The sequence below is a fragment of the Dokdonella sp. GW821-FHT11D02 genome (assembly GCF_058808595.1).
The window spans coordinates 4,807,156-4,824,268 of sequence record NZ_CM179520.1 but is presented as its reverse complement, the minus strand read 5'-3'; the positions used below and the strand labels follow the sequence as shown (position 1 = coordinate 4,824,268).

General features: G+C 68.9%; 15 protein-coding genes. 4 read left to right on the top strand and 11 right to left on the bottom strand.

Going from position 1 to position 17,113, the window contains the following annotated elements:
• The 6 genes from AC3QL3_RS20430 to AC3QL3_RS20405 are packed head-to-tail and all read right to left on the bottom strand — an operon-like array spanning position 1 to position 6,327.
• Complete coding sequence (locus AC3QL3_RS20430) at positions 1-2,634, bottom strand: glycosyltransferase (RefSeq protein ID WP_492895954.1); 2,634 nt, start codon at positions 2,632-2,634, stop codon at positions 1-3.
• A gap of 2 nt (positions 2,635-2,636) precedes the next feature.
• Entirely contained in the window at positions 2,637-2,900 is a 264-nt protein-coding gene (locus AC3QL3_RS20425; protein WP_492895953.1) for a hypothetical protein, read from the bottom strand.
• Positions 2,897-3,607 carry an ABC transporter ATP-binding protein gene (locus AC3QL3_RS20420; RefSeq protein WP_492895952.1) on the bottom strand — a complete coding sequence of 237 codons (711 nt, stop codon included), beginning with the start codon at positions 3,605-3,607 and terminating at the stop codon, positions 2,897-2,899. Before AC3QL3_RS20420 ends, AC3QL3_RS20425 begins: the two co-directional genes overlap by 4 nt.
• Positions 3,604-4,365, bottom strand: coding sequence for an ABC transporter permease (locus AC3QL3_RS20415; protein WP_492895951.1), 762 nt, complete (start codon positions 4,363-4,365; stop codon positions 3,604-3,606). Before AC3QL3_RS20415 ends, AC3QL3_RS20420 begins: the two co-directional genes overlap by 4 nt.
• Before the next feature lie 47 nt (positions 4,366-4,412).
• Complete coding sequence (locus tag AC3QL3_RS20410; RefSeq protein ID WP_492895950.1) at positions 4,413-5,774, bottom strand: glycosyltransferase family 39 protein; 1,362 nt, start codon at positions 5,772-5,774, stop codon at positions 4,413-4,415.
• 19 nt (positions 5,775-5,793) lie between these two features.
• The gene (locus AC3QL3_RS20405) at positions 5,794-6,327 is read right to left on the bottom strand and encodes a hypothetical protein (protein WP_492895949.1); all 534 of its coding nucleotides are present in this window, start codon (positions 6,325-6,327) and stop codon (positions 5,794-5,796) included.
• 168 nt (positions 6,328-6,495) lie between these two features.
• Between AC3QL3_RS20405 and AC3QL3_RS20400 the strand changes: the two genes are divergently transcribed.
• From AC3QL3_RS20400 to AC3QL3_RS20385, 4 genes are read left to right on the top strand one after another with little or no spacing between them, the layout of a single operon-like run.
• The gene (locus AC3QL3_RS20400) at positions 6,496-7,905 is read left to right on the top strand and encodes a class I SAM-dependent methyltransferase (protein WP_492895948.1); all 1,410 of its coding nucleotides are present in this window, start codon (positions 6,496-6,498) and stop codon (positions 7,903-7,905) included.
• Positions 7,902-8,984 carry a glycosyltransferase family 4 protein gene (locus AC3QL3_RS20395; RefSeq protein WP_492895947.1) on the top strand — a complete coding sequence of 361 codons (1,083 nt, stop codon included), beginning with the start codon at positions 7,902-7,904 and terminating at the stop codon, positions 8,982-8,984. Before AC3QL3_RS20400 ends, AC3QL3_RS20395 begins: the two co-directional genes overlap by 4 nt.
• Positions 8,981-10,066 carry a glycosyltransferase gene (locus AC3QL3_RS20390; protein ID WP_492895946.1) on the top strand — a complete coding sequence of 362 codons (1,086 nt, stop codon included), beginning with the start codon at positions 8,981-8,983 and terminating at the stop codon, positions 10,064-10,066. The genes AC3QL3_RS20395 and AC3QL3_RS20390 overlap by 4 nt, the downstream gene beginning before the upstream one ends.
• Positions 10,063-11,238, top strand: coding sequence for a glycosyltransferase family 4 protein (locus AC3QL3_RS20385; protein ID WP_492895945.1), 1,176 nt, complete (start codon positions 10,063-10,065; stop codon positions 11,236-11,238). Before AC3QL3_RS20390 ends, AC3QL3_RS20385 begins: the two co-directional genes overlap by 4 nt.
• Positions 11,239-11,286: 48 nt before the next feature.
• Here AC3QL3_RS20385 and AC3QL3_RS20380 read toward each other — a convergent pair whose 3' ends face one another.
• The 5 genes from AC3QL3_RS20380 to AC3QL3_RS20360 form a co-directional block, all read right to left on the bottom strand.
• Positions 11,287-12,672: an ATP-binding protein gene (locus AC3QL3_RS20380; protein WP_492895944.1), complete on the bottom strand. Its 1,386-nt coding sequence runs from the start codon at positions 12,670-12,672 to the stop codon at positions 11,287-11,289.
• 14 nt (positions 12,673-12,686) lie between these two features.
• Positions 12,687-13,418: a response regulator transcription factor gene (locus tag AC3QL3_RS20375; RefSeq protein WP_492895943.1), complete on the bottom strand. Its 732-nt coding sequence runs from the start codon at positions 13,416-13,418 to the stop codon at positions 12,687-12,689.
• 105 nt (positions 13,419-13,523) lie between these two features.
• Positions 13,524-13,718, bottom strand: a complete 195-nt coding sequence (locus tag AC3QL3_RS20370) for a PepSY domain-containing protein (RefSeq protein WP_492895942.1) — start codon at positions 13,716-13,718, stop codon at positions 13,524-13,526.
• Between the two features lie 298 nt (positions 13,719-14,016).
• The gene (locus AC3QL3_RS20365; RefSeq protein ID WP_492895941.1) at positions 14,017-15,621 is read right to left on the bottom strand and encodes a sulfotransferase; all 1,605 of its coding nucleotides are present in this window, start codon (positions 15,619-15,621) and stop codon (positions 14,017-14,019) included.
• Positions 15,622-15,697: 76 nt separating this feature from the next.
• Entirely contained in the window at positions 15,698-17,110 is a 1,413-nt protein-coding gene (locus tag AC3QL3_RS20360; RefSeq protein WP_492895940.1) for an ammonium transporter, read from the bottom strand.
• Between the last annotated feature and the right edge of the window lie 3 nt (positions 17,111-17,113).

Sequence of the window (17,113 nt, the reverse complement as noted above, 5' to 3'; positions counted from 1 at the left end):
CTAGTGCGCGTGCTCGCGACGGAATCGTGTCGGTTCGGTGCCTTCGTCGAGCAAGTTGCCGTTGCGGATCGCATCCCACACGGCTTGCGTCGACGCGTCGAGTTCGAGACGCGCCGACGGCGCCGCATGCGCAAGCGCCGGATCGATCCAGCTGCGCAAGGCGTCGGCCTGCGGCGGCTGCAAGCCTTCCATGCCGAATGCACGCAGCGCTTCGTATAGACGCTGCGCAAGCGCGAGCGGGTCGGCCAGCACATCGTCGTAGTCGACCACCACACGCGGCCAGCCGCGGCTTGCTTCGAACGAGTCCAGCGTATAGCGGCGCCACAAGGCGAGCGCGTGTTCGCGATCGAGTCCGTTGCGCGCGGCCAAGGATTCGGCCACCGCGTTCGGTTCGCGCACGACCAGCACGAACAGCGGCCGCGTCAGCAGCGGCAGCAGTTCGCGCGCGAGCAGGCACAAGCGCGGCTCCTTGATCAGCCACGGACGCTGCGATTCGAGCGGGCGCAGCAGATCGGCCACGTCGCGGCGGAACGCGTCGACGGCTGCGCCGGGCGCGTCGTCGGGAGGCTGTTTCCAGTCGCCGCCGGCCACTTCGAGCCGGCGCAGGCAGGCGCCGTGCAGACGGGCGAGTTCGTAGTGACCTTTCGGATTGTCCGGGCCGATCATCAGCTCGGCGGCTTCGCCGGCGTAGACGCCGAGCCGCGCCAACAGGCCGGCCACGCTGGAGGTGCCGGAGCGATGCATGCCCAGCACCAGAATCTGCCCGCTCGCCGGTGCGCTCTCGAGGCGAGGGCGATGCGCGGTGGGTACAGCGCGCGGCGGCGCCAGCATGCCGCCGCGCGCGAGCGCTTCGAGCAGGCGGTCGGCGCTGGTGTCGATATCGTGTTCGCGCGCGAATGCCGCGGCACGTGCGCCGGCGGCCGCGAGCAAGGTTTCGCGATGCTCGAACGCGTCGCGCAGGCAGGCCGCGAACGCTTCGCGCTGCGGTTCGGCCCAGTACCGACCGTCGCCCGCTTCGACGCTCCGCGTCGCCACCGCCAGACCGTAGTCGCGCGCAAGCCCTGCTTGGCTGCCGAAATCGCCGGCGAGCAGGAGTCGGCCGCAAGCGAGCGCCTCGGCCGCGCGCGGATCCCAGCCGCCGCCTCGGCGCACGCTGATGTAGGCATCGCAGGCGCTCAAGAGCTGCGCGCGCTGGTGCCACGGGAAACCCCAGCCGTCGAGTACGCGCACGCGGCCCGCCGCGGCCGATGCCGGCAACGCGGCCAGCGCCGTGCGGATGGCCAGCGCGTCGCGGCCGGGCGCGATTTGCAGCAGGAGTTCGACCGGCTCGTCGGCGCGGAAGTTGACGCGGAAGCTGTCGACCAGAAGCTCCGGCGCGTCGCGCGCGAGATCTTCGACGATCGCGAGAAAGACGAAGTCGCCGCGCGGATGGCGCGGCGCCGGCACGTGCGGATGGCAATAGTCGCGATCGACGCCGAGCGGCAGGATCTCGATCGGCGTCCGCACGCCGGCGCGCTCGAACGCTGCGCGCTGGAACGCATCGGGAACCAGCAAGAGATCGAGCGCGCGCGCGGCTTGCGCGGCCTGCGGCGCGGCGATGTCCCATTCGCTGAAGCCCAGGCCGACGCGCCAGCGTCCGCGCGCCTGTGCGAACGCCTCGACGCCGCAGGCGAGTGCGGCGTCGGGCAAGGCCGGCAGTCGGCGTCGCGCGGCCAGATCGAGGCGGCCGTCTTGCGTGTCGCCGAGTTCGGATGCCGCCGCCGCGTAGCCCATGCGCAGGCCGCGCGCATCGAGCCGGCGCACGAACAGGCGCGCGAGCTGCGCCTGCGCAGCCGGATAGCGCGTAGCGCCGTGCCAGAGCACGTCGCCGCGATAGCCCGCGCGCAGGCTTTCCTGCCAGCGCGCGGCGAACGCGCGGCGGCTCTGCGCGAACAGGCGCGCGCGGAAGCCGCCGTCGTCCTGGGTCGAGCCGTGCTGATCGTGGCGCAGCGTGACTGCGCCGGCGACCACGCTGGCGATACCGAGGTCGGCCGCGCGCAGGCAGCAGTCGGTGTCTTCGAAATAGCTGTGGAAGGCGGTGTCGAGCCCGCCGAGGCGGGCGAGCGCGTCGCGGCGCAGGTAGGCCAGCGCGAAGGCGACCGCCTGCACGCGGCGCGTGTGCGGATACTGCGCCACCTCGCGCTCGACGTGGGCGGACTCGGTCTGCTGGCCGTGCAGGTCGTCCGGTTCGATGTAGCCGCCGACGTGATAGACGCGCCCTTCCGCTTCCGGACCGAGCAGGCGGCAGCCGACGATGCCGGTCGCAGGATCCGCGTAAGCCGCATCGCGCAGACGGCCGAGCCAGTCGGTTTGCGTGAACAGTAGATCGTTGTTGAGCAGCACGACGTCGTCGTCGGCACGCGCCGCGGCGATGCCGGCGTTCATGCCGCGCACGAAACCGAGATTCTCCGGCAGGCGCAGCACGCGCACGCGTCCGGCGTAGTCGGCGAGCGCACGCGGCGTCTCGTCGCTGCTGCCGTTGTCGACCACCAGCACTTCGGCGAAATCGAGTTCGCTGGCGAGCAGGGAATCGAGGCAGCGCTGCGTCAGCGGCCACTGATTCCAGGCGAGGACGATCAGGGTGGTGCCGCGCACGGCTAGCGCTCCGGCGGCCACAGCGCCGCCAGCGCACGGTCGAGATCGTCGAGCGCGAAACCGGCGATCGGCGTCGTCAGTAGCGCGGCCGCGTGTTCGGCCGCAGTGGAAGGCGCACGTGCCGCGGCGAGCACCGCATCGCGGCGTTGCGCGTCGGCGCCGACCTTATCCCGCGCCAGGCGCGCCGCGGCCAGCGCGAGCTGGCGCGGAGCGAGTTCCAGCCTGCGTGCGAGCGCATCCAAGCGGAGCGGGTCGAACGCGCTCACGCCGGCGCTCCGCTCAGGTGCAGGTCGCGGTGATAGGCCTCGAACACCGCATCGCGATCGCCTTCGAGCACGCTCTTGCCGTGTTCGACCCAGAGCACGCGATCGCACAGCGAGGCGATCTGCTTCTCGTCGTGGCTGACCAGCACGACCGTGTGGCCCTCGCCCATGCGTGCGCGCAGCGCGGCGCCGGACTTCTGCTGGAATTCGGCATCGCCCACCGCCAGCACTTCGTCGATCAAGAGCACGTCCGGCTCGACCTGGATCGCGACCGAGAAGGCGAGGCGCATCATCATGCCGGACGAATACGACGCGATCGGCTGCTCGAAGAAGTCGCCCAGTTCGGAAAATTCGTGGATCGCCGCCAGCCGCGCCATGATCTCGCGCCGGCGCAGGCCGAGCATGAGGCCCGACAGCACCGCGTTGTCGCGGCCGGACAGATGCGGCACGAAGCCGAGTGCGAGCGAGAGCAGCTGGCACGACACCGGCCCGCGCTTCACGCTGCCGCGATCGGGCGCGAGGATGCCGGCGATCACGCGCAGCAAGGTGCTCTTGCCGGCGCCGTTGCGGCCGATCACGCCGAGGCGCTGGCCGCGGCGCAAGGTCAGATCGACGTCTTCCAGCGCCCAGAAGCGGTTGTCGTTCATGCGCCGCTGCGAGCTGAAGGCGACGCCGACGTGACGCAGTTCGACCAGGATTTCCCCGCTCATGCGGCGAGCTTCGGATAGCGCGGCGCCAAGCGCCGGACCACGACGGTGCCGACCGTGCAGGCGACCACGGCGATCAGGCTGGCCTTGGTCAGGCCGACCCAGTTCGGCCACAGCCCGTACATCAGGATTCCGCGCGCGGCGTCCATGATCACGGCGATCGGATTGAGCGCGAGGATTTCGCGCAGCGGCGAAGGGATGTTCGACAGCATGAACACGACGCCGGACAAATACATCACCACGTTCAGCACCTGCTCGATGACGAAACGCAGATCCGGCAGCAGCGGCACCAGCGCTGCGATGATGAAGCCGACGCCGGCCGACAGCAGCAGGATCGCGACGAACAGCGGCAGCAATCCGAAGTAGGCGAGAGTCGGCGGATAGCCCGACACCCACAGAATCAGCAGCAGCACGGCGAAGATGTAGAAGAACTTCACCGTGTCCGACAGCACCGCGACGATCGGAAATACCAAGGGCGGCAGGTGCACCTGGCGCACCAGGTTCAGATTGCTCCAGATCGCGTAGCCGCCGTGGATCATGCACGACTTCATCCACTGCCACAGGGTCACGCCGATCAGCAGGGACGGCAGGTAGTCCGGGCCGCCGGCACGCAGGATCACGTGGATGAGCAGCCACCACACCGCCATCTGCATGGCGGGGTCGAGCACCCACCAGGCGAGGCCGAGATAGCTGCGCGCGCGCTCGGCGCGCAATTCCGCATAGGTACTGAAGAGAACCAGTTCGATCAGGTGTTGACGCATGGGCGAAACGGGCAGGAAAACCTCGCGAGGATACCGGAATTGACCGCTCAGCCCGTGCACAGGCGATCGAGCGCGGGTCCGGCGAAGGCGAGGAACAGCAGGAGCGCGGCGAGCGCGGTGCCGAGCGCGAGCCGCGCCGGCGTCATCGCCAGGGCCTCGCCGTGCCGCCGCGCGGTGAGGAAACTGCCGGCCAAGCCGCACAGGAACGGCAGCATCGGCAGCAAGAAGCGCGCCTTGACGTGGATCAGCGCGAACAAGGCGAGCTGATAGGCGAGAAACAGCGCGGCCACCAGCGCGATGCGATCGGGACGGCGGCGCCAGCAGGCGAGACCGAAGGCGGCGGCGGCCAGAACCAGCGCATGCAACAGATCGCTCGCGTTAGTCAGCGCGCGGGTCAGCCACGGCGGTGTCGCGTACACCGACAGATGCCCGGCGCAGGCCGGCCCCGGCAGCTGCGAGAGCAGCGGGGTCTTCGCGCTGAACAGGCGGAAGTACTGGCGTCCGAACTGGTCGCTGAGCAGGGAGACCGGGCCGCGTTCGGCGACCAGCGCGCGCAGCTTGTCCAGATAGACGGCATTGCGCTCGGCCGGCGTCGCGCCGCTGGCGAGGAAGTCGGGCAAGGTCTTGCCGCCGAGATCCAGCACGTAGTCGCTGCGCCAGCGATCGGTCAGGCCGACCCAGAGGTTGTAGATCGAGCTGTCGGCGATCATCGGCCGACCGTATTCGCGCCAGCCGTGCAGCAGAGCGGGTCCGGTGACCAGGCCCAGCGCGAGCACGAAGGCCGCCGCCGGGCGCCAGCGCAGCCATGGCCGCCGGCGTTCGACGAACACCAACAGGAAAGCCGGCCAGAACGGCGACAGCAGGCTCTTGGCCAGGATGGCGAGGCCGACGCAGGCGCCGGCCGCAAACGCAGCGCGCCCGCCGGACGAACGCTCGCCGGCGCGCGCGAGCAGACACAGCGCCGCCAGCAGCAAGGTCAGATGGGGGATTTCCGGCCACAGCCAGTGCGCGTAGGCGGCGGTAGCCGGGCTCAGCAGGAACAGCGCCGCGGCTGTGTTCGCCGCGGCCACGCTGCCGCTCAAACGCCGCCAGAGATCACGCAGCAGCGCGCCGCAGAGGACGAACAACAAAGTCTGTAGCAGCTGCACGGCCAGAATGTGCGTGCCGGCCAGCGCGTAGACCGCCGCCAGCAGCAGCGGCTGCAAGGGCGGCCAGATCGTGCTGGGCATCCAGGCGCCGCCGTCGAGGATGGCGAGCGCGAAGGTCTGGTAGGCGATCTCGTCGCCGATCAGGCGCTTCGCGCCCCAGCCGTAGTAGGCGCTCCACACCAGCGCCTGCGACAGCGCGAACAGCACGAGAAACGCCGCCGCAGCGAGGCGGCGCACGCGCACGGGCGCCGCGGCGCTCATCGCGGCGCGGCGCGCTCGCTCACTCCTTCGCCGCTTCGACCGGCTGCGGCGCCGGGCTGCCGACCGCGCGGCGCTTGGGCGGTGCGCGGAACACCGGCGAGATCTTCTCTTTCGAGCCGTCCGTATTGGTCTGCTCGATGTAGTACCAGTATTCCTTGCACGGATCGATGCTGTCGTCGCGATACTCGTACTTGTGCGTCTCGTCCGAGGTGCCGGCGCCGAGGATCGACTCCTTCGTCAGCTTGGTGAATTCGCCCTTCTCGGTGTCGCTGCGCCAGATGTCGAAGCCGAAGTTGTTCTGTTCGCTGGCCGTACTCCAGCGTGCGGTGTTGACCACGCGCTGATCCGGCGCGACCTTGGACTGATCGCCGCACTCGCCTTCCGGAATCTCCTTCGCCGGCGCAGGCGCCTCGGCGGGCTTGGGCGCGGGCGCGGCGGGCGCGCTCGGCGCAGCGGCCGGCGTCGTTTTCGCGGCGGTGGATTCCGGTGGTGTCGACGGGCTGCAAGCGGCCAGCGTGGCGGCGATCAGGGCGGTCAGGACCAGGCGGCGCATACGGACTCCACGACATTCGATTGGCCGGCAACGATAGTCGCCCGCTGCGACGGCGGCAACCGGCGATGGAGTCGCCGCAGCATGCTGCGGTTCTTAGACTCGTGCGCCGCCGCCCGCCATAATGCGCGACCGCCCACGGGGCGCTGTTCGACGACGGGATCAAAGCGTGTGAGCGGGGACCTGCAGGACGACTATCTCGAACGCGTCAAGGCCGAGATCCGCGACGAAGCGGACGCCGCACGCGCGCGCGCGCCGCTGCCGCGCCGAGATCCGCCGCCGCGCGCGGCGAAGCCGGCGCACAGCGACGGCATCGAGCGCGAACGGCTCGACTACAGCCTCGCCGATCTGACCGGCCCGCACTACATCGCCTTCGTCGACCACGTCTTCCGCGCCCTGCTCAAGCGGCCGCCGGACGACGCCGGCGCGTCGATGCAGCTGCGCTTGCTCGCCGGCGGCGCGCCGAAGGCCGAAGTGATCGGCAACCTGCGCTGGTCGCCGGAAGGCCGCCGCGTCGGCACGCGCGTGCGCGGCCTGCTGCCGCGCTACGCGCTGGCCAAGTTCGCGCGCGTGCCGGTGCTCGGTTATGCGCTGCAATGGGGACTCGCCTTCGCCGGCCTGCCGCTGCTGCTGCGGCATCAGCGCGCGGCCGACAACTGGACCGCCGCCGGCTTCAACGCGGCGGCCGACGGCCAGCGCGAGGCCAACCGGCGATTGGACGAATCGAACGCGGCGCACGCCGCGCTCGTAACCGAACACGACCGCCGCAGCGACGAGCTGCGCGGCGAGATCCGGCGGCTGCAACAGCGCGTCGACGACCTCGAACAGCGCGCGGCCACGCTCGAAGATCGTGCGCGTGCGCTCGAATTGCGTTCCGATTCGCTCGAAGGCCGTGCCGGCGCGGTCGCGCATGAGCTCGGCGAACTGCGCCATTACGTGCACGCGGCGAACCACTGGGTCGCCTCGTTGCAGCGCAGCCTGACCGAACTCGAAGACGCCGACGCGGCCGAGCGCGAGCGCATCGACGCGTTCGCTGCCGCGCTGCCGGCGGACGATACCGCCGCGGCCGCGCGGCGCGAGCGCTATCGCCACTGGAGCGCCGCTTTGGCCGAACGCTTGCCGGCCGCCGCGCAGCTGTTCGATTTGGGCAGCGGCGACGGCGCCTGGCTGGCTGCATTGTCCAGCTTCGGCTTTGAAGTCAGCGGCGTCGAGCCGAATGCGCATCTGCTGACGGATGCGCATCGCCAGCGTATCGCGCAAGGCGACCCGTCGGCCGTGCTGGCGCGCTGCGCCGATGCCTCGGTCGATGCGCTCAGCGTCGACGTCGCCGCGCTGGCGAGCGGGCGTGCGGCGCCGATCGAGCTGCTGCGGCAGGCGCGTCGCACGCTCAAGCCCGACGGCTGGCTGGCGCTGCGTTGCGAACGCGCGCCGTATCGTTTCGTGCAAAGCGGCAGCGTCGATGTCGCGCAATGGACCGCTGCGCTGGCCGCGGGCGGATTCGAGGCCTCGTCCGTCCTGCGTGACGGCGACGCCGCGATCGTCCTCGCGCGGCGCGGCAGCGGCGAGCGCACCTCCGCATGAGGATCGCGATGCTGGTGCCGGGGCTGGCGCCGCACGATGCGGTCAGCAACGACACGCTCGGCATGACGCGTGCGCTGCGCGCGCAAGGCCACGAGGTGGTGCTGTTCGCACCGCATGCGCGCGGCGTCGACGAGCCGGTGCAGGCGCCGGCCGAACTCGAAGCCTGGCTGCGTTCGCCCGATGACGTGATCGTCTATCACTATTGCGTCGGCTGGGATTTCGCACTCGCGCTGTTCCAGCGCACGCGCGCGCGCCGCGTGCTGCGCTATCACAACATCACGCCGCCGGAATTCTTCGTGCCGTGGTCCGACGGTTATGTCGCCGCCTGCGCCGAAGGCCGCGGCCAACTCGACGCCTACGCGGCGCTGAACTGCGAGTTGTATCTCGGCTGTTCGCCCTACAACCTCGAAGACTTCTTCGCGCGCGGCGTCGATCCGCGTCGCTGCACACAGCTGGCGCCGTTCCACGAAGTCGAGCAGCTGCGCAGTCTCGCGCCCGCGGCGTCGCGCTTGCCCAAGGGCGAGCCGCTGCTCTTGATGGTCGGCCGCCTGGCGCCGAACAAGGCGCACTTCGATCTCGTCGATACGCTCGCCGCGTTACACGCGATGGGCGCGAGTTCGGCGCATCTGCTCTCGGCCGGCAAGCTCGATCCGAATCTCGCCCGCTACGGCGCGGCGCTGGAAGAACACATCCACACGCGCGGCGTCGAGCACGCGGTGACCTTGATGCAGGATGCGAACGGCGCCGAACTGCGCGCGGCCTACGAACGCGCCGACGCGCTGGTGATGCTGAGCCGCCACGAAGGGTTCTGCGTGCCGCTGATCGAAGCGATGGCGCTCGGCACGCCGGTGATCGCGCACGCGAGCAGCGCGATTCCGTGGACGCTGGGCGACGCCGGTCTTCTGTGGGATGCAGTCGATCCGCACACGATCGCGGCAGCGGCCTTGCGCGTGCTGCGCGATGCGGACTTGCGCGAACATCTGCGCGCCGCCGGACGCGCACGCTATGCGGCGGCGTTCGCGCCGGCCGTACTCGAACGCGAGCTCGCCGTCGCGATGAATCAGGTGGCGCGGCGATGAAGGCCGCGCTGCTGCTGCCGGTGCTTGCGGGCAAGGATGCGGTCGGCAACGACACGCTGGCGATGGCTGCGCTGTTGCGCGAGCGCGGCATCGAGACGCGCGTGTTCTGCGACGTCGCGCACGGCGTCGCCGAAACCACCTACGCGCCCGATACGCTGCTCGATTTCGCCGGCGGCGCCGACGATCTGATCATCTATCACTTCTCTACCGGTTGGCCGGCCGCGCTGGCGCTGCTCGCGCGCGCGCGCGGCTTCCGTGTGGTGCGCTACCACAACATCACCCCGCCGGAATTCTTCGCCGGCAGCTCGAAGCTGTACGAAACGGCCTGCGCCAAGGGGCGCGAGGAAATTCCTGCCGTCGCCCAGCTCGGCTGCGAGCTGTATCTCGGCGCCTCGCGCTACAACCTCGAGGAACTGATCGCGGCCGGTGCGCCGGCTGCGCGCGGCGCCGTGCTCGCGCCGTTTCATCGCGTACAACAGTTGCTCGACGCCGAAGCCGATCTCGGCCTGCTCGACGAACTCGGCGACGGCACGCGCAACGTGCTGATGGTCGGCCGCATCGCGCCGAACAAAGATCACCTCGCCCTGGTCGACGCGTTCGCCGCCTGGGTCGACGGCTACGGCGATCCGGCGCGTCTGCTGATCGTGGGCAAGTCCGATCCGGGCTTGGACGCCTACAACCAGGCGATCCGTGCGCGCATCGCCGAGCACCGTTTGGGCGAACGCGTCTGGTGGCTCGATTCCTTGAGCGAAGCGCAGCTGAAGTCGGCCTACTTGTCCGCGCATGCGTTCCTGACCCTGAGCCGGCATGAAGGCTTTTGCGTGCCGGTGATCGAAGCGATGGCGCTCGGCGTGCCGGTGCTGGCGCATGCCTCCAGCGCGATTCCGGAAACGGTCGGCGACGGCGGCTTGGTCTGGGCCGAACAAGATAGCTGGCTGTATGCCGCCAGCCTTGCGCGCCTCGGCAGCGATACGGATTTCCGCAACGACCTGCGTGAGGCCGCGCGCCTCCGCTACCAGCGCGAGTACGCGCCGAACGTGTTGCGCGAACGGTTCTTCGAACTGCTGGAGCGTGCGTCGTGAAGCGTCTCGCGATCGTCGTGCCGCGCTGCCACGAGTCGATCACCGGCGGTGCCGAAGCGCATGCGTGGCAATACGCGACCCTGCTCGCGGACGACTATGCGGTCGACGTCTTGACCACCACGGCCAGCGACTACGTGCGCTGGGCCAACGATCTGCGCGAAGGCGTCGAGCGTCGCGACGGTGTCGCGATCCACCGCTTCCGCGTCGCGCGCGAACGCGGCGTGTATTTCCACGACCTGCATCGCCGCCTGCTCGCGCATTTCGAGACGAATGGCGCGCGCGTGGATTGGCCCGAAGCGCTGCAGGAAGAATTCATTCGCGCGCAGGGGCCGGTCTGCCCCGGCTTGATCGAGCATCTGGATCGCCACGGTGACGACTACGCCGCGGTGATCTTCCTGACCTATCTGTATCCGACCACCTACGACGGCACGCGCACGCTGAGGCACCGCCGCTGGGGCCTGGTGCCGACCCTGCACGACGAGCCGCCGGCGTACTTCAGCGCCTATGCGCAAATGGCGCGCCGCGTGCCGCGGATCTTGTGGAATACCGCGGCGGAGCGGCGCCTGGGCAAGCGGCTGTGGAATCGCGATAGCGGCAATCTGATCGCGATGACGGTGGCGACCGAGACAGTTGCGCCGGCGCGGGAGAGCACGCCGTATCTGCTCTACTGCGGCCGCATCGACACGCACAAGGGCTGCGCGATGCTGATCGAGGCGTTCGAGAACTACCGCGCTACGCATACCTCGAACCTGCGTCTGCTCCTGACCGGCGCGGACAAGCTCGGCGTGCGCGAATCGGAGCATGTGCGCTATCTCGGATTCGTCAGCGAGGAGCGCAAACTCGCGCTGATGGCCGGCGCGCTCGCCTTCGTGCATCCCTCGCCGTACGAGAGCCTCAGCATCGTCGCGCTCGAAGCGATGGCGCAGGGCACGCCGATCGTGGTCAACGGCGAATGCGAAATCCTCGCCGATCACGTCGCCGCCAGCGGCAGCGGTTTGGTGTTTCGCGGCGAAAGCGAGTTGCACGCCGCGATCGATGCCGTGCAAGCGTTCGATGACGCTGCGCGCGCCGAGCAGTCGCGCCGCGCGCGCGGCTACGTGATCGAGAACTACGGTCGCGAGAAAGTGCGTGCGCGTCTGCTCGCCGAGGTCGAGGCGCTCGCCGCCGGTTGAGTTGACCTACAGCTCACCTCTCCCGCAAGCGGGAGAGGGAGGCGCGCATCAGCGCGTCGCCATCCGCATCGCGAAGCGCGCGCCGCCCAGGTGCGGCGAACGGTCGACCACCAGTTCACCGCGGTAGGCTTTCAGGATGTCCTGCACGATGGCCAAGCCGATGCCGTGGCCTTGCACGCGCTCGTCGCCGCGCACGCCGCGTTGCAGCAGGTGATCGATCTTGTCGTTCGGAATGCCGGGACCGTCGTCCTCGACCACGACCAGCAGGCCGGCACGCTTGCCGCTCGCGGCCGGTTGCGCTTGCGCGGTCAGCAGCACGCGCCGCCGCGCCCACTTGAATGCGTTTTCGAGCAGGTTGCCGAGCAGCTCGAGCAAGTCGCCCTGGTCGCCGTGGAAACGCGCGCCCGGATCGACCTCGAATTCGCACAGGATCGATTTGGAGGCGTACACCTTTTCCAGGCTGCGCACGATTTCTTCCGCGTACGGCTCCAGCGGCAGCGGCGCGGCGAAGGTCTGATGTCCGGAAGTGGCCGCACGCGAGAGCTGATAGGCGACGATCTCGTCCATGCGGCCGACTTGCTCGAGCACGGTCCAGCGCAGGTCCTTGCCGTCGGCGCCGGTTTCCAGCTGGCTGCGCATGACCGCGAGCGGCGTCTTCAAGCTGTGCGCGAGATCCGACAGCGTGTTGCGGTAGCGCTTGACGCGGTCGCGCTCGGCTTCGATGAAGTTATTGATGTTCGCGGTGAGGCCGGCCAGTTCGACCGGATAGTTGCGATCGAGTTGCTCCTGCGCGCCGTGCTCGACCCGGCGCAGATCGGTGGCGACCTTGCGCAGCGGCGCCAAGCTCCAGCGCAGCACGCCGAGCAGGAGCAACAGCAGCAGCACGCCGAGCGAACCGAGCCAGATCGCCAGCGTGCGGCGGTAGACCTCGACCTGCCGGCGCAGCGCGCGGCTGTCTTCGGCGATGTGGAAGGTCACGTGCAGTTCGTTCTTCGCATCGGCATTCCAGACCACGCCTTGCGACAGCACGAACAATTCGCCCTCGGAGGTTTCCACCGGGCCGGTGAAGCGGCTGGCGCCGGGCGCGAGTTGTTCGGAGAACGGCAGTTCGCGCCCGGCGGCCGAGGCCGAGCGCCACTCCTTGTCCTTGATGCCGACCACTTTGCCGACGATGCCGGCATACAGACCGGTCGCGGTCGGCTGGTCGAAGCGCGAGTCGGGCCCGACATCCGGCGGGATCAGCGCGCCGGCGCGGTTCGGGTCGGAGCTGGCGAGATAGGTGTAGAGATAGCCTTGCAGACGTTCGCGCAGGCCGCTTTCGGCGGCCTGGTAGAACGCATTGTCGAGCGCGAAGAAGGCCAGTGCGAGAAAGCCGGCCAACACCAGGCCGGCTGCGGCCAGCGAGCGCGCCTGCAACGACAGCGGACGCGCCATAAGCGCCGGCCCCCTTAGGCGTTGTCGGCCTTGGCGGCTTCTTCGACCTTGGCTTCCTCGGGCGGCGTGTCGGTGCGCTCGAGGGCGAAGCGGTAGCCGCGGCCGCGCACGGTTTCGATCGGCTTGATCGCGTTATCCGGATCGAGCTTGCGGCGCAGGCGGCCGATGAACACTTCCAGCACGTTCGAATCGCGATCGAAATCCTGCTGGTAGATGTGCTCGGTCAGATCCGCCTTCGACACCAATTCGCCGGCGTGCAGCATGAGGTACTCGAGCACTTTGTACTCGTAGCTGGTCAGATCGACCGTGCTGCCGTTGACGGCGACGGTCTGCGCGGTGGTGTCGAGCACGACCGGACCGCATTCGAGCGTCGGCCGCGACCAGCCGCTGGCGCGGCGCACCAGCGCATTGAGGCGGGCGAGGAGTTCTTCGACGTGGAACGGCTTGACCAAGTAGTCGTCGGCGCCGTTTTTCAGGCCCTGGACTTTGTCCTGCCAGCTCGAGCGCGCGGTCAGGATCAGGATCGGATAGCGCTGGCCGGCTTCGCGCAATTGCTTGACCAGGTCCATGCCCGACAGCTTGGGCAGGCCGAGATCGATGATCGCGACGTCGAACGGCACTTCGCGGCCGAGATAGAGGCCTTCCTCGCCGTCGCCGGCGGCATCGACCGCAAAGCCGTCGCGCTTCAATCGCGCCGCCAGCGTCTCGCGCAACGGCGCCTCGTCTTCCACCAGCAATACGCGCATGTACGTTCTCCTTTGCGTTCGTCCGTGACGGCTAGCATCGAGAGCGGCCGTCCGCGGCCGCGTTTCCCAGGGGTTGAATCTCGTTTCCGTTCGTGTCGGCTGGCGTCACTGCTCCGCGGGGATCTGGACCACGCGGACTTGGCCGTCGCGCGTCAGGATCTTGATGCGATACACCTTACGCTTGCCGACGTTCAAGGTTTGTACCGACAGCACCTTGCCGTCGACCTGACTCTGCGCCTGCGACACCGCTTCCTGCACGCTGAGTTCGCGCGCGACCGCGGGCGTTGGCATCGAAGCCACGCTCGCCATCATCAGAAAAGACGCCAGCAGGGTAGTTCCGCGTCGGGCTTGCATCATCCTCAATCTTAACAGGGCATCGAAACGGCGCTTGCCGCGCCATCTCGACTGGGCGAGCACGACACTCCGTTCGTACTCGCCTGCGCGGGATCGGCGATCTTCCCGCCGACCCGCAAGCGCACCGTCCGTGGATCGCGCGACGGGCGTCGCCGCCAGGCTACCGATACGTCGGTCCGCAAGCGGCGACGCGCGGAAGTCTCAGTAGCGGCCATTGAATTCTGGCTGAACTTCGCGTTTGCGCCTACGCGCCGGCGAGTGCGATACGCAGCGGCGCCAGGCGTTCGCCGTAGTTCGCCGCGCGCGCGGTGTCGCGGCGCAAGGGCTGCCTCACCTGTGCGGCGCTGGGCGTGCGCACGTTGCGCGCGGCGGCATGAAATTGCAGGCAAGTCGGCTCGAACGGCAGGCCGCAGAATTCGAGCAGGGCGCGAATTTCTCGCTCGGGCTCCTGCAAGAGCGCCGCATAGTCCTGCGCGCGCACATGCGCGGGATACCGCTCGCGCCAGAATCGCGCGAGGCGGTCGTAGTCGCGCCAATAGGCGCCCAGTTCCGCCAAGTCGTAGGTGTAGTTGGCGCGGCCGGGGGCGAACATCTGCTTGTAGCAGGACCAGCAGGTTTCGAGCGCGTCGCGCCGGCAGTCGACGATGCGCGCCGCCGGCAGCATTGCGCGGATTGCGCCGATCAGCGGCCAGTTGCTCGGCAGCTTGTCGGTCGAGCGTGGACGCTGCACGCGCCAGCGCGCCGTGCGTGCGAGGTATTCGCGGCCGAGCCGCTCCCAGTCGGCCGCGTTCGCCTGCGCCACCCATTGCGGAAACGGCTGGCCGTGGCGTTGCGATTCCTGTGCGATCACCTGCGGCAGATCCGGCAGCTCGCTGGCGCCTTCGACCTCGCTATGCGCGGCGAGAATCTGTTCGATCAAAGTGGTGCTCGAGCGCGGCATACCGAGCACGAATACGACTTCGGCGCCGAGCGTGGCCGGCGCCGACTCGCGTTCGGCCGAGAAAGCGGCGTGGATCGTGTCGATTTCCGTGCTGAAACGCGGCGCGTCCCAGGCCAGGCCGCGCCGCGCGAGCCGGTTGGCGCGTTCGAACGCAGCGAAGGCCTCGTCGTAGCGCGCATCGTCTTCGTAGACCTTGCCGAGCGCGAAGCCGAGCGCGGCGCGCGCATCGTCGGCGAGTTTCGAGTCGGCGGCGAGCCGTTCGAGCGCGGCGGTCTCCTTTGGCTCCAGTCGAGTCGTTTTCAGGTCGACCAGGCTGAACCAGGCCTGATACGCGCGTGCACCGCCTTGCGCGATCAGGCGGCGATATTCGGCAGCGGTGTCGTCGATGCGGCCGAGCGCTTGCAGCGTGCGTGCGGCCAGCAGACGAGCGAGCGGATGCACCGGCTGTCGTTGCAGCGTCTGGCGCGCGCAGGCCAGCGCTTCGTCGTGCAGGCCGTGGCGGTCGAATTGCACGCCGAGGCGGAAGACGGTGTCGGGTTCGTCCGATTCGAGGGCCGTCGCGCGGCGCAACAGATCGAGCGCCGTGTCGGTCGCGCCGAGATCGGCCTCGACTTCGGCCAAAGAAACCACGATCGACGTGTCATCGGGTTGCGCCTGCAGCGCAAGTCGATAAAGCGCTGCGGCTTGCTGCGGACGCGCACGCCGCTGTTCGAGCAGCCCGTGCAGGCGCAAGGTTTGCGCGTGCGCGGGCGCCAGCACCAGGGCGCCGGTGAGCGCGCGTTCGGCGCCGTCGAGATCGCCGCGATCGAGCGCGTGCGCGGTATCGCGCAGCATCGCGATGGCCGCCGGCGGCAATCCGCGCAAGCGCGCGTTCGACGCGGCGGGTTGAGGACTGCGGCTGGGCTTCATCTCGCGCGGACCGGTTCGGAACGCGCGAGCTTAGCAAAGCGCCGGCGAGCCGAACGGCCTCGCCGGCGTCCGCGTTTCAGTGGTCGTAAGCCGATTCGCCGTGAGAGGTGATGTCCAAACCCTCGCGCTCCTGCTCCTCGCCGACGCGCAGGCCGACCAGGACATCGGCGACCTTGTAGGCGACGAAGGCGACGACGGCGCTCCACACGATGGTGAGGCCGACCGCCTTGGCTTGGACCAGCAACTGCGTGGCGATGCCGGGATAGCCGATCGTGCCGGCGACCCAATCGACGGTCATGCCAGGACCGCCGAGCGCGGGCGAATTGAACACGCCGGTCAACAGCGCGCCGCTGATGCCGCCGACCGCATGCACGCCGAACACGTCGAGCGAATCGTCGGCCTTGAGCAAGCGCTTCAAGCCGGTCACGCCCCACAAGCAGATCACGCCGGCGGCGAGACCGATCGCGAACGCGCCGGGAATGCCGACGTTGCCGGCTGCCGGCGTGATCGCGACGAGGCCGGCGACTGCACCGGAAGCGGCGCCGAGCATGGACGGTTTACCCTTGAAGATCCACTCGGCCAAGATCCACGACAGCACGGCGCAGGCGGTGGCGAGATAGGTGTTGAGGAAGGCCAGCGCAGCCGATGCGTTCGCTTCCAGCGCGGAACCCGCGTTGAATCCGAACCAGCCGAACCAAAGCAATGAAGCGCCGATCATCGTCATCGTCAGGCTGTGCGGACGCAGCGCCTCGCGGCCGTAGCCGATGCGCTTGCCGACCAGAAACGCGCCGACCAGACCGGCGACGCCGGCGTTGATGTGCACGACGGTGCCGCCGGCGAAATCGAGCGCGCCCCATTGCCAGATCAGACCGGCGGTCGCATTCAGCGCGTCGACCTTCGAGGCGTCGACATAGGCGTCGGGCCCGGACCAGAACCAGACCATGTGCGCGATCGGCAGGTAGCTGAAGGTGAACCAGATCAGCATGAACACCAGAACGGCGGAGAAGCGGATGCGCTCGACCAGCGAACCGAGGATCAGGCAGCAGGTGATCGCGGCGAAGGTGGCCTGGAATGCGACGAAGACGATCTCGTACATCGGCGTGCCCTTGGAGAACGTCGCCGCGAGAGCGAAGCTGCCGCTGGCCGGATCGACCGCGCCGTGCAGGAACAAACGCGAGAAGCCGCCGAAGAACGCATTGCCCTCGGTGAACGCGATGCTGTAGCCGTACACGCACCAGAGCACGCTGATCAGGGAGAACACCACGAACACCTGCATCAGCACCGACAGCATGTTCTTACTGCGAACTAGGCCGCCGTAGAACAACGCGAGCGCCGGCACGCTCATCAAGAGCACCAGCGCGGTCGAGGTCAGCATCCAGGCGGTGTCACCCTTGTTCGGAATCGGCGCGGCCGCGGCTTGCGCCAAAGCGAGCGTGGGAAAGAGGGCGTGGGAGGCGAAGACAGTGAGAAGAAAGAGTCGGTTTTTCATCGG